The sequence below is a fragment of the Patulibacter minatonensis DSM 18081 genome (assembly GCF_000519325.1).
Classification (GTDB): Bacteria; Actinomycetota; Thermoleophilia; order Solirubrobacterales; family Solirubrobacteraceae; genus Patulibacter; species Patulibacter minatonensis.
Genome location: NZ_KI912613.1, coordinates 1,309,468 through 1,321,560, shown reverse-complemented (window position 1 = coordinate 1,321,560; position 12,093 = coordinate 1,309,468). Strand labels below are relative to the sequence as shown.

At 76.4% G+C, this 12,093-nt stretch carries 9 protein-coding genes; 3 read left to right on the top strand and 6 right to left on the bottom strand.

Features of this window, described 5'->3' with window-relative positions; translation table 11 throughout:
- The 3 genes from PATMI_RS27810 to PATMI_RS0106025 all read right to left on the bottom strand — a co-directional run.
- Positions 1-845: serine/threonine-protein kinase (locus tag PATMI_RS27810; RefSeq protein WP_157260634.1), on the bottom strand; the 845-nt coding region annotated here is incomplete at its 3' end.
- Between the two features lie 137 nt (positions 846-982).
- Positions 983-1,324, bottom strand: coding sequence for a hypothetical protein (locus PATMI_RS0106030; protein WP_026910231.1), 342 nt, complete (start codon positions 1,322-1,324; stop codon positions 983-985).
- A gap of 67 nt (positions 1,325-1,391) precedes the next feature.
- Positions 1,392-3,926 carry a serine/threonine-protein kinase gene (locus tag PATMI_RS0106025; protein ID WP_026910230.1) on the bottom strand — a complete coding sequence of 845 codons (2,535 nt, stop codon included), beginning with the start codon at positions 3,924-3,926 and terminating at the stop codon, positions 1,392-1,394.
- 70 nt (positions 3,927-3,996) lie between these two features.
- On the opposite strand from PATMI_RS0106025, the gene PATMI_RS0106020 reads away from it, so the two are divergent.
- Positions 3,997-4,980 (top strand): glycosyltransferase, encoded by a 984-nt coding sequence (locus PATMI_RS0106020; protein ID WP_026910229.1) that lies wholly within the window; start codon positions 3,997-3,999, stop codon positions 4,978-4,980.
- 14 nt (positions 4,981-4,994) lie between these two features.
- On the opposite strand, the gene PATMI_RS0106015 is transcribed toward PATMI_RS0106020, so the two are convergent.
- Together PATMI_RS0106015 and PATMI_RS0106010 are read right to left on the bottom strand one after the other, a co-directional pair.
- On the bottom strand, positions 4,995-6,311 hold the full coding sequence (locus PATMI_RS0106015) for a coiled-coil domain-containing protein (protein ID WP_026910228.1): 1,317 nt from the start codon (positions 6,309-6,311) through the stop codon (positions 4,995-4,997).
- Positions 6,312-6,735: 424 nt separating this feature from the next.
- Positions 6,736-8,298, bottom strand: a complete 1,563-nt coding sequence (locus tag PATMI_RS0106010; protein ID WP_026910227.1) for a lipopolysaccharide biosynthesis protein — start codon at positions 8,296-8,298, stop codon at positions 6,736-6,738.
- A gap of 68 nt (positions 8,299-8,366) precedes the next feature.
- Here PATMI_RS0106010 and PATMI_RS0106005 point away from each other — a divergent pair, with 68 nt between their 5' ends.
- Entirely contained in the window at positions 8,367-9,419 is a 1,053-nt protein-coding gene (locus PATMI_RS0106005) for a glycosyltransferase (protein WP_026910226.1), read from the top strand.
- A 37-nt stretch (positions 9,420-9,456) separates the two neighbouring features.
- On the opposite strand, the gene PATMI_RS37845 is transcribed toward PATMI_RS0106005, so the two are convergent.
- On the bottom strand, positions 9,457-10,869 hold the full coding sequence (locus PATMI_RS37845; RefSeq protein WP_211241703.1) for a hypothetical protein: 1,413 nt from the start codon (positions 10,867-10,869) through the stop codon (positions 9,457-9,459).
- 99 nt (positions 10,870-10,968) lie between these two features.
- On the opposite strand from PATMI_RS37845, the gene PATMI_RS0105995 reads away from it, so the two are divergent.
- On the top strand, positions 10,969-12,093 hold a 1,125-nt coding region (locus tag PATMI_RS0105995), incomplete at its 3' end, for an AAA family ATPase (protein ID WP_026910225.1).

Here is a 12,093-nt window from a genome sequence, read left to right as displayed (position 1 = left end):
GCGCCGACCGCCGCGTCCGCGCCGCCCGGGACACCCGAGGTACCCGCGACGGCCGCACCGGCACCCGCCACGCCCGACGCACCGCCGACGAGATCCCGGCCGTCCCGCGGGTCCGCTCCGCGCCCGGCGCCGGCCGCGCCCTCCGCACTCCCGGTTCCGCCGCCCCGCCACGGCGTCGCCCCGGGCCCGGTGCGGACCGGGGCCGGCGGGGGCGTGCCGGTGAGGAGCTCGAAGAGGACGCACCCGAGGCCGAAGACGTCGGCGGCCGGTCCGGCCTCCTCGCCCGCGAGCTGCTCGGGGGCCGCGTAGCCGGGGGTCCCCTCGGCGACGTCGATGCCCTGGGCCCGCGCGAGCCCGAAGTCGGCGAGCTCGACGTGGAGGTCGCGGCCCGGGCCGTCCTCGATCAGGACGTTGCCGGGCTTCACGTCGCGGTGGACGAGCCCCGCGGCGTGGGCGGCGTCGAGGGCGGCGGCGATCTGCTCGACGACCTCGACGGCCTGCTCGGGCTCGAGGCGCCCGGTCCGGCGGAGCAGCACCCGCAGGTCGGGCCCGTCGACGAAGCGCATCGCGAGCCACAGGTGCGCGTCGTCCTCGCCCGTCTCGAGCACCTGCACGACGTTGGGGTGGTCGAGGCCGGCGGCCACGCGGGCCTCGCGCCGGAACCGCTCGCGGAACGCGGCGTCGTCGGCGAGCGGCCGCCCGACGACCTTCAGCGCGACCTTCCGCTCGAGTCCCTCCTGGTGCGCCAGGTAGACGACGCCCGTCGTGCCGTGCCCGAGCTCGCGCTCGATGCGGAAGCCCGCGAGACGATCTCCGGGTCGGGGCAGGGCGGGCACGTCAGGCACGAGTACGCCCTCGGGGCGGTGGCTCCTGCCCGGAGAACGGATCCGATCGGATCCGGGCCGGCCGCCATGCGTGACGTCCTACGCCATGCTCGACCGCCACCCCACCCGGGGCGACGGCCGCGGCCCCCGTCCACGCCCTACGGGATCGAGAAGAAGTCGTCGGTCGCGAAGAGGCTCGCGACCGCGACGCGCCGGCCGTCCCTGCGGAGCTCGCAGGTCTCGACCTGGGGCCACGCGCGCTCGGCGGTGTCGCGGCACCGCCAGCCCTTGGGCGGCTTCTGGTCGAGGATGCCCTTGTAGAGGACCGCGAACGCCGAGCCGCAGGAGACGGCCGAGCTCGGGCCGCGCTGCACCTGGTAGCTGGCGAAGAGGTGGTCCTTGACCGGGCACTTCCTGGTCGCGGCCGCCGAGGCCGATGAGGGGACCGCGGCGAGCGCCACGACGGACGCCACGAGAGGGAGGACGGACCGCAGTCGCATCCGGCGAGTATCGACGACCGGGCCGATCCAGGCGTCGGACGGGACGCGCCGCCCGGCGCCCGCCGCGCTACGGCCCGGTCGCCCGCACGACCCGCTCGGCGGTCGCCCACGCCTCGGCCGCGGTCGGCGCGGCGACGAGGACGCCCCAGCCGGGTCCTTGGTCGGACTGGTTGAGCGGGAAGTCGACGCACTGCAGGCTCGCGCACTCGGGGATCGAGCCGATCCGGCCGTCCTTGAACCGGTACCCGGTGACGTCCCCGAACGCGGTGCCGGTCACGGTCATCTGGTCCAGCACGCCGGTGGTGTCGAACGACGCGGGCTGGGTCGGCGTGTGGTCGACGAGGAGGAGCCGCCCCTTCGGCCCGCTCTGCCGGACGCGGTCCAGGCCGGCGCTCTGCGTGGTGCGCGCCGGGGCCTCCCAGCCGTTCCCGGGCCGGACGAGCATCGTCCGCCACGACCCGTCGGGGGCCACGTAGTCGGCGGCGACCCCGGTCTTCGCCAGCGGCGTGCCGGCGGCCGGGTCCCGGGTGGCCGGACCGGCCGAGAGGGTCCCGCCGCCCTCGACGTCGACCTCCTCGTCGGTCGGCGGCGCCGCGTCGGTGGTCGCCGGAGGTGCGGCGTCGGTGGTGGCGGGCGGCTCCTCGTCCGTCGTCGCGGGCGCCTCCTCCGTGGTCGACCGGGTCTCCCGGGTCGTCGTCGGGCGATCCGCGGTCGTGCGCGACGGGCCGTCCCCGCCGTCGTCCCCGCCCTTGAAGGCGAGCGCGACCACGACGATCAGCGCGACGACGAGCACCCCGACCACGACCGCCGGCACGAGCCAGGGCGGCGTGCCGCCGGGGCGACCGTCGGGGCCGGTGGGGCCGTTGCCGCCGCCGGACGAGCCGCGGCCGCCGTCCGGACCGCCAGGGTGGGGACCGGGACCGCCGGCGTAGCCGCCCGGACCGGCCGCCCGGCCGCCGGGACCACCCGCGCGACCCACCGCCGCGGACGACCATGCCGGCGCCCCGCCGCCCGTCTGCCCGGCCGGGCGCGTGACCGGAGGAGGCGCGGGCGTGGATCCGCCCGTGCCCGTCCCGTCGCGCCCCGTCGCGCCCGCGGCGCCGCGGGGCCCGCCGACCGGCGGGGCGACCCGCGTCCGCGACTCCGACGTCGTCGGGTCCTCGCGGTGCCGGACCGGGGGGACCGCGCCGGGGACCGGTGGCGTGGGGACCGGGCGGGCCGCCCGCGTCGGCGCGGAGGACGACCCGTCGTCGCGACCGCCGCCGGACGACGTCGCGCCGCCCGCACCGCCGGCCGGCGCGGCCCCGGCGGGGCCGGTCCCCGCGGGTCCGTCGGCCCCCGCGCCACGCGCCGCACCGGCAGCACCCGCCGCGCCGGCGGCCGCGGCCGCGCCGGCCCCGAACGCCGTCCCGCGCCCCGCCGGACGACGCAGCCGCACCTCGTCGCGGCCGGACCCGCCCGCCGACGGGCCCTCGAACGCGACGGTGGCCTGCGGATCGACGTCGCTCTGCGCGAGGGCGCGCCGCGCGAGGGCCGCGAGCTCGCCGGCGGTCGACGGGCGCGCCGCCGGGTCCGTCGCCATGCCCGCCGCGACGACGGCGTCGAACGCGCGCAGCGCCGGGAAGCTGTCGCTGACCCGCGGGCGCTCGCCGTTGACGTGCGCGTAGAGCTTGGCCATCGTGGCGCCGGGGAACGGCGAGACGCCGGTCAGCACGACGTAGAGCAGGGACCCGAGGGCGTAGACGTCCACGCGCCCGTCCGTGTCGCGGCCCTCGATCTGCTCGGGCGCGACGGAGTCCGCGGAGCCGAGCAGCATCCCGGTCTGCGTCAGCTCGCCGGGCTCCTCGAGCTCCTTCGTCAGCCCGAAGTCGGCGAGCAGGACCCGACCGAACGGCGGCAGCTGCACCGTGCCCTCCACGCCGGTCGCCGAGGCGGGCGGGGCGGGGGTCGGGGTCGACGCCTCCTCGGCCTGGAGCAGGACGTTCCCCGGCTTGACGTCGCGGTGGAGGATCCCGCGGGAGTGCGCGTGGTCCAGGCCCGCGGCGACGCCCTCCAGCACGCGGACGGCCTCGCCGGGCGGCAGGCCGCCGGGCGGGACGCGCAGCGCCCCCGTGCCGTCGCCACCGCGACCGCTCGCGGCGTCGCCGGTCCGGCCCGTGCGACCGCCGTCCGTCGCCTCGGGCCGGCGGAACGCGGTCGGCGACTGCGACGGCCGGGACGCGGGCGCACCGGCGCGCGATGCAGGGCCCTGGCCGGACACCGCGGCCACCCGGTTCAGCCGACGACGCAGGTCCTCGCCCTCGACGTACCGCATCGACAGCCACAGACCGGCGTCGTCGGTCCCCGCGTCGTAGACCGCGACGACGTTCGGGTGGTCGAGCCGCGCGGCGAGCCGCGCCTCCCGCATGAAGCGGTCCTGGAACGACGCGTCGTGCGCCAGGCCGTGGGCCAGGATCTTCAGCGCCACGCGGCGCCCGAGGGTCACGTGCTCGGCCAGCCAGACCGTCCCCATGGCCCCGGCACCGAGCCGGCGCTCGATCCGGTGGCCACCGATCAGGTCGCCCGGCTGCGGCTCTCGTCGACCGCGAGCCTCCGGGCTCATCGGTTGTCGTCCGTCGTCGGCACCCCGCGGAGTCTGCCTGAGATCGGGCGGTCCCGGTACGGTGCCGGGCGTGCCGTCCGCGGTCCCCACCCCGCTGGTCTCGTTCTGCGTCGTCGGGACCAACGGCGCCGAGGTGCTCCGCGCGTGCCTCGACGCGATCGAGCTCGAGCAGCGCCTGCTCGAGCGTCCGACGGAGGTCCTCGTCCTCGACAACGCGTCGACCGACGACAGCGTCCGCGTCGCCCGCGAGCACCCCGTCGGCGCCCGCGTGATCGCCCTGCGGCGCCGCGAGGGCAAGGCCGCGAACGACTCGCGGCTCCTCGACGAGGCCCAGGGCCGCTTCGCGCTGCTCCTCAACGAGGACTCGGAGCTGCGCGCCGGCGCGACGAAGGAGCTCGTCGACGCCCTCGTGCGCGATCCGGAGGCCGCGTGCGCCGGCGCGGCCCTCCTCCGCCCCGACGGCCGGCAGCAGCCGTCGGCGTGGCGGTTCCCGGGGTTCGGGACCACGGTCGCCCAGGCCCTCCTGCTGCACAAGTCGCTCGTCGTGCAGTCCGGCGGCACCGGGCGCGGGACCCGCAGGGTCGACTGGTGCCAGTCCGCGTGCCTGCTCGTCCGCGTGCAGGCGTCGGCGACGATCGGGCACCTCGACCCCGAGTACTTCGTGTACGGCGACGAGGTCGACCTGCAGCGCCGCCTGCGCGACGTCGGCTGGCACACGCTCTTCGTGCCCGCCGCGCAGTGCGTCCACCACGAGGGACTGTCGACCGGCGACGGCGCCCGCCGCCGGATCATCGAGCTGCACCGCAACCAGGACCGCTACCTGACGACCCACCACGGCCGCTTCGTCGCCTGGTGCTGCCGTCCCGTCGCGGCGGTCCCCTACGTCCTGCGCACGGTCGCGGCGACCGTCCTGCCGGGCCACTCCGCCCGGCGCTACTGGTGGCACGTGCAGGCGATCCTCCGCCCCGGCCGCGGCGAGGGCATCCGCGAGGCCGCGGAGGCCTTCAACGCGCAGCTCGAGGACGGCGGCGCCCCGGCGGCCGGGACCGCCTGAGCGGGTCGCCCCGCTCAGCCCGTCGTCGAGTCCGGCAGCTTCCGCCCGACCGGGCCCACGTAGACGCCGCGCGGCAGGTCGTCGTCGCCGTCGCCGCCCGGGTGGAACGCGCAGTAGACGCGGGCGCAGCGCTGGGCGCCGGAGCCGTTGGCGACCCGGACGTGCTCGGCCACCCGGAGCGTGTGCCCGTCGTGGCTGAAGTGGTAGTCGTTCGGGTGGATCCCGTACCAGACCTCCCCGACCCCGGAACGCCAGTCCAGGCCGAGGTCCTGGGCGAACTGGCCGACCGGCTGGCCGATGCCCTCGGGGCGCTCGTAGGCCTCGGCGACCTGGTCGAGCTTGATGAGGTCCTGCAGCACCATGTCGGGCCGCCAGAACGGGCTGTCCTCGGCGGTCTCCAGCGCCCGCTCGGTGAAGACGAGGTGCTTGCAGAGCTTCTTCGCGACCTCGACGGCCTCGAGGACGGTCTCGACCTCGGGCAGGGCCTCCTCGGCCGCGACCGTGTCGGCGGTGGTCCCCTCGACCTCGCGGTGCAGGCGGATCATCTCGTTGCGCGCGACGTCGAGCGACACCTCGAGCCGCTCGTGCTCCGCGTGCGCCTCGATCAGGAGCTCCTCGCGCTGCTTCAGCTGCTTGCGCAGGTCGGCGATCGTGCCCTGGGCGTCCGCCCCGCCGACAGGCGCGTCGGGGACGTCCTCGAGCTCGTGCTCCAGGCGCTCGCCCTTCGCCTGCGCCTTCTTCAGCCGGGCCTGCAGCTCGGCGATCTCGGCGTCGGCGGCCTCGGCCTTCCCGCGCAGCTCCTGGGCCTCCTCGACGCGCTCCTCCGCGCGGCGCTCGTGCCGGGCGGCCTGCTGCTCGGCCTTCTCGGTCTTCCGGACCGCCTGCTCGAGCTCCTTCTCGGCCCGCACGGCGCGGCGCTCGAGGAAGACCATCGCCTCGCGGGTGATCGTCAGGAGGCGCTTGTCGACCTCCGAGATCTGGGCCTGCTGGTCGATGTCGGCGCGCAGCAGCCGGAGGTCCTGCTCGAGGTCGAGCTCCGGGAGCTCGTCGACGCCGGCCTCGATCCCGAGCTCCGCCTCGAGCGCCTGGACCGCCATCACGGCGTCGTCCTCGTGCTCTAGCTCGTCGACGAACCCTTGAACGCTGGCGACCGACGACCGCTCCACGGCGAGCGCCAGCGTCATGCCGACCTGCTCGCGGAGGATCCGGTCGATCTCGGGCTTCCCTATCCGGTCGAACGTGACCTCGGTGGCGGGCGCGGCGACCACCGCGCGCTTGTGCCCGGGGTTGCCTGAACGCTTGGGCTTCGGCTTGCGCTTCTTCTGGCTCATGGGGGAGATCGAGGCTAGCGCAGGACCCTCACGGAATCCTGAGGTTCGGGGCGGACCCGTGGACGGCGTGCGCGGGGTGGGAGCCGGGCGGGGCGGACGGCGCCGGGCGGGCCGGACGTCGCAGGGCGGCGAGGTGGTCGGTGGAGGGGAGTGCGGCGGGCGGGCGGGGCGAAGCCGGCCGGTCGACGCGGCCGGCGCAGCGGAGGAAAGCGGGGGGAGGTTCGTCAAGCCCCACGCGACAGGGGACCACCGACCCCGCGGCCGGCCGAGGCCGGGTCGCATTCGTCAAGCCCCACGCGACAGAGGACCACCGACCCCGCGGCCGGCCGAGGCCGGGTCGCATTCGTCAAGCCCCACGCGACAGAGGACCACCGACCCCGCCACCACCGCCACCTCGAACACGGGCCGCCCCGGCTACCCGCCCTCACCGCCCCGGCAGCCGCGACGCGATCGCCCGCCGGACGAGCTGCGCCTCGGACGGCTTGACCGCCCCGACCGCGAGCAGCAGCGCGGGCGCCGCGGCGCATCCGGCGAGGCGCAGCAGGATCCCGCCGGCCCCGTCCGGTGCTGCGACCCAGTCCAGTCCGGCGCCGAGGACGGTCAGGGCGACGACCGCCGCGGCGAGCCGGCCCCACTCGAACGGCACGTGCATCAGGCGCCGGGTGCGCAGGTGCGCGGAGCCGAGCGCGACGACGTAGGCGGCCACGAGGGCGATCGCCGCACCCGTCGCGCCCAGCGGCGGGACGAGCACCGCCAGCGCCGCGACGTTGACCGCCAGGCCGAGCAGCGCCGACGGCAGCGTCCGGCCGGTCGCGTGGTGCCGGCCGGCGATCGTCGTGAACACCCAGGTGAGACCCCAGAGCGCCCAGCCGAGGGCCAGCCACGGCAGCGCGCCGGCGGCCGACGCGAACTCCGGGCCGAGCAGCAGGTCCGTCACCTGGAACCGCAGGAGCACCAGCCCGACGATCATCCAGCCCAGCACGAGGACGTACGCCCGGACGACGTTCGCGTACGTCCGCGGGGCCTCCTCGTCGGAGAGCTCGTAGGCCAGCGGCGGCCACGCGGCCTGGAACGCCCGGGCGACGACGATCACCAGCGTCGCGAGCTTCCCGGCCGCCGAGTAGACCCCGTTCTCCGCCAGCCCGTCGCTGTGCACGAGCCACTGCCGGTCGATGAGGTTCAGCGCGAAGACCGCTGCCTCGGGCGGGACGGTCGGAAGGCCGAAGCGCAGGAGCGACCGGAGGGAGTCGCGGTCCTCGGTGGATGCGGAGTCGGAGTCCGACCCGCGCGGCGCATCGCCGTCCCCCCCGGCGCCGTCGACGCGACCGGCGTCGACCCCGGAACTCCGTCCGCCCGCACCGGTCGTCCGCCGCCCCAGCAGCCCCCGCTGCGACCACCACAGTCCCGCGAGCACCGCGGTCGACGCCGCGTAGTTGCCGAGCAGGTAGCCCGACGCGCCCTGGTCGAGCACGACCACGAGGACGATCGTCGTGCCGACCGTCAGCGCGACGTTGCAGAGCGCCGAGACGAGGTACGTGCGGCGGGCCTCCTGCGCGCGGAGCAGCGCGTTCAGGATCTCGAGGTTCGTGAACGCCCAGATCCCCAGCGCCGTCGCGCGGATCGGGCCGGGCAGCGACTCCCCGAGGACCAGCCGCGAGAGTGGTTCGGCGAGCACCAGCACCACGACCGACAGCACGGTCGACGTCAGGAGCACCCACCCGGTGACCCGCCGCGCCAGGCGGGCCCGGCGGTCGGGATCGTCGTCGTGGAACCAGTGGCGGAGCAGCGCCTCCTGCAGCCCGGCCCGGAGCAGGATCGACGCCAGGATGATCCAGGTCAGCAGCGTCTCCGCCGCACCGAGCTCGTCCCGCGTCAGGTGCCGCGTGTAGAGCGGCAGCGTGACGATCGCCAGCACGCCGGCCACGAGACCCGCCGACTGGTAGGCCATGCCGGACGCCGCGAGGCGACGGAGCGGGTGCGGCGCCATCGGCCGTCGATCGTAGAGGGCACCGGATCGCGCGGGCCGCCGACCACCCGTCCCATAGGCTCCCGCCCGTGAGCGACGACCTGCGCCCGACCTGCGTGCTGCTGCTCCCGCGGCCGCTGCAACAGTTCATCCTGCGCGACCAGGCCGAGGACCTGCTGCGGGGGGACGACGTCGTCGCGGTCGGGCCGCCGCGGCCCGGGTACGGGGCCGCGCTCCGGCTGCCGGAGAAGGCCGTCGGGACCGTCGCCGCGCGGCAGGCCGCGTCGCTGCTCAAGGGCCTGAACGCCGACGGGCGCGACCCCCGCGTGATCGTCCTGTTCCACGCGACGCAGGAACCCGTGGCCGCTGCGCTGCGGGCCCGGACGGGCGCCGAGCTCTGGTACTGGCGCTGGGACCGCTACGAGGCCGCCGGCGACGCCGACGAGGCCCGCCGCGCCCGGCTGACCGCGCTGCACCGCCGGGCCGCGCAGGCCGCATCGCTGGTCGTCGCGTCGTCGGGGAGGCTCGAGGAGCTCGCGAAGGACGAGGGTCGCCCGACGGTGCTCAGCCCGCTGGCGGCGGACGGCTTCCCGGCACCGGACCCGACGGTCGAGGTCGTCGGCTTCTCGCTCGGCCACCTCGGCCGGCGCACCGACTGGGCGCTCCTCCGGGGCCTCGGCGAGCGGCTGCCGCACCTGCAGCTCCTGCTCGTCGGCGAGCTGCACGAGGACGAGGCCGCGGGCGACGCGGACTTCGCGTGGTGCCGCGAGCACGCGCCGTTCGTCTTCCTCGGGTCGCTCCCCGACGACGCCGCCGCGCAGCTCCTGCGCCTCTCGGACGTCGGGATCCTGCCCTTCCGGCGCGACGACTTCAACGACGCCGGCCTGCCGTACCGGATCCTCAAGGCCGCGCGGCTCGGCCGCCGGACCGTCGTCCCCGACCTCGCGGGCGTCCGCACGTGGGACCCGGCGATCGTCGTGGCGGCCGACCACGACGCGTTCGCCGCCGCGGTCGCGGCCGAGGCCGGCGGGCGCTCGGCGCCGGACGCCGACCTGCGCGCCTGGGCGCTCGACCAGACCGCGGCGCACCAGAACGCCCCGCTGCGCGAGCGGCTGACGGCGCTTAGGCTCGACGCAGGCTGACCGACCCGGGTGTCCCGCGCGCCGCCGCGCCGCCGCCCTACTTCAGCTTCACCTTCACGGTCGACGTCGCCTTGCCCTGCGTGACCTTCACGCTGAGCGTCGCGCCACGGAGCTTCGAGGCGCGCTTCCGTTGTGAGGCGACGAGCCGCAGCTTGACCTTCACGGCCCCGGCCTTCTTCGCGGTGGCCGAGCCCGTGGCGACCGTGGTCGGCGTGTTCTTCTTCTTGCCGGCCTTCTTCCCCGGAACCTTGCCGGTCAGGGAGACCCTGCCCGTCGCCGGGGCCGTGACCGTCAGCGTGACGCCCTTCGACAGCGCCTTCGCGGTCACCTTGCCGGGGAGCTTCGCGGTGATCTTCGGCGTCGTGGTCGAGCCGCCGCCACCACCGCCGCCACCGGTGCCGCCACCGCCCGTCCCACCACCGCCGGTGCCGCCCGTCCCGCCGCCTCCGCCACCGCCGCCCGGCACCGGCGTCACCGGCACGTCGACGGGGCTGATCGACGGGAACTTCGCGCCGGCCGCCAGGAGCACCGGCGGCGACGCGACCGCGCAGACGTCGCCGTTGCCCGACGGCTTCCCGGCGACCTTCACGCCCTCGCTGTCCGCCCACGCCACGCTCGAGCCGTCGGCCGAGAGCGACCCGTCGGACGCCAGCCCGGCGGACGGCAGGAAGCAGTCGTTCGCCGGGTCGACCGCCCCGCCGAGCCCCGCGACGCGCACGTACGCCACGCGCGCGTGCGTCTTCTCGCCGCCGTTGTACTTCTGCAGGTCGATCAGGATGGACTTCCCGTCGGCCGCGACGTCGGTGCGCGTGAGGTCGCCGACGATGCCGGGCGCCAGCGTGTTCGCGCTGAGGTCGAGACCCGGCCACGGGTTGAAGGTCATGATGTCGGCCCCCTGGACCCAGACCTGCTGGCCCGTCGCGGCGACGATCTTGTCCCCGGGACCCATCGTCGGCCAGGTCCTGCCCGGGATCTTCAGCGGCTGGGCGCCCGAGGTGTTCGCCGCGGGCGATGCGTAGGTGCCCGTCTCGAGGTTCTGGTTCGGGAAGAGCCCCGTGAGGTTCGAGAAGCCGTAGACCGCCAGCTCGCCGTTCGCGGTGAGGTCCAGACTGAGCGGCATCGCGAGCGACCCCGTCGGGTCGTGTCCGAGCGCCCCCTGCTTGTAGACCGCGCCCGACGGCTCCCAGATCGCGTAGTTCGTGAGCTGCGAGATCTTGCCGGCCTCCAGGCGGATCCCGATGATCCGGCCGGAGTCCGAGGCCGCGACCTGGCGCCAGTCGCCCTCGCCCGCGGAGAGTCTCCGCTTGTTCGAGCCGTCGAGCTGCGACTGCCACACCTCGTTCCCCTGCACGTAGACCACGGACGACGCGTCGGCGGTCGAGGAGACGGCGAGTGCGGCGGCCGCCAGGACGGGGAGGGCGAGCTTGAACGCTCGTGAACGGGGAATCACGCTGTCGATCGTGGCGCGGGGCCGCTCGGTCCGCATCGGTGAAACCACCGATACGCGCCGCATTTGGGCCGTTCGGCCCAGGCCGGGTACGCTGCCCGCGTGCAATCAGCGACGGGGCTGATCGGGCGCCGGCCCGAACGGGAGCGGCTCGCGTCGCTGCTCCGCGCCCTCGAGGACGGCCGGGGCGGGGCGCTCTGCGTCGTCGGGCCGCCCGGTGCCGGCAAGAGCCGCCTCCTCGACGCACTGCGGGACGACGCCCAGGGGCTCGTCGACGTCCACCGCGCCGCCCCCGTCCAGGCGGAGCACCCGCTCGCCTTCGCGGCCCTCGCCGACATCGTCTCGCCGCTCCTGGCCACCGACCGCGCGCTGCCGGAGACCGAGCGCACCGCCCTGCACCGCGCCCTCGACGGGGAGGGCGACCTCGAGCCCGGGGCGCTGTCGATCCTCCGCGCCGTCGTCGGCCTGCTCGACCACGCCTCGCGGGAGCGCCCCCAGCTCGTCCTGGTGGACGACGCGCACGCCCTCGACCTCGCGTCGCTCCCGGCGATCGGCTTCCTCGCGCGCCGCGCCGGGCTCCGCGCGGTCGCCGTCGTCCTGGCGAGCCGGCCGGAGGGCGACGCGCTGGCGGAGCTCGAGAGCATCCCGCGGCTCACGCTCGGAGATCTCGACCCGGCCGAGTCCCGCGAGCTGCTCGTCGCGCACGGGTGCGGGCCCGCGGTCGCGCGGGCCGTCGCCGCGGAGCTCGGCGGCAACCCGCTCGCCCTGACGGAAGGCAGCGGCGCCCTGTCGCCCGCGGAGCGCGAGGGCCGCGCCCCGCTGCCGGACCCGCTGCCGGTGGGCGCGCGGCTCGAGCAGACCTACGGCCGCCGGTGCTCCGCGTTGCCGGACGACGCGCAGCACGCGCTGCTGGTCACGGCGTGCGCGACGACGAGCGCCGCGGGGCCGATCGCCGACGCCGTCGCGACGGGCATCGGACACGGCGGAGCCGCGTCGACGGACGCCGGGGCGACCGCGATCGCCGCCCGACCGGACGAGGACGACCGCACGCCGACGCCCGCCGTGCTCGACGAGGTCCTGGCCCCCGCCGAGGAGGCCGGCCTCGTGACGCTGACGCCCGGCCACGTCCGGTTCGTGCACCCCCTGATGCGCCAGGGCGTGCTGCGGTTCGCGGCGCCCGCCGACCGCCGCCGGGCGCACGCGGCGCTGGCCGACGCCGTCCCCGGG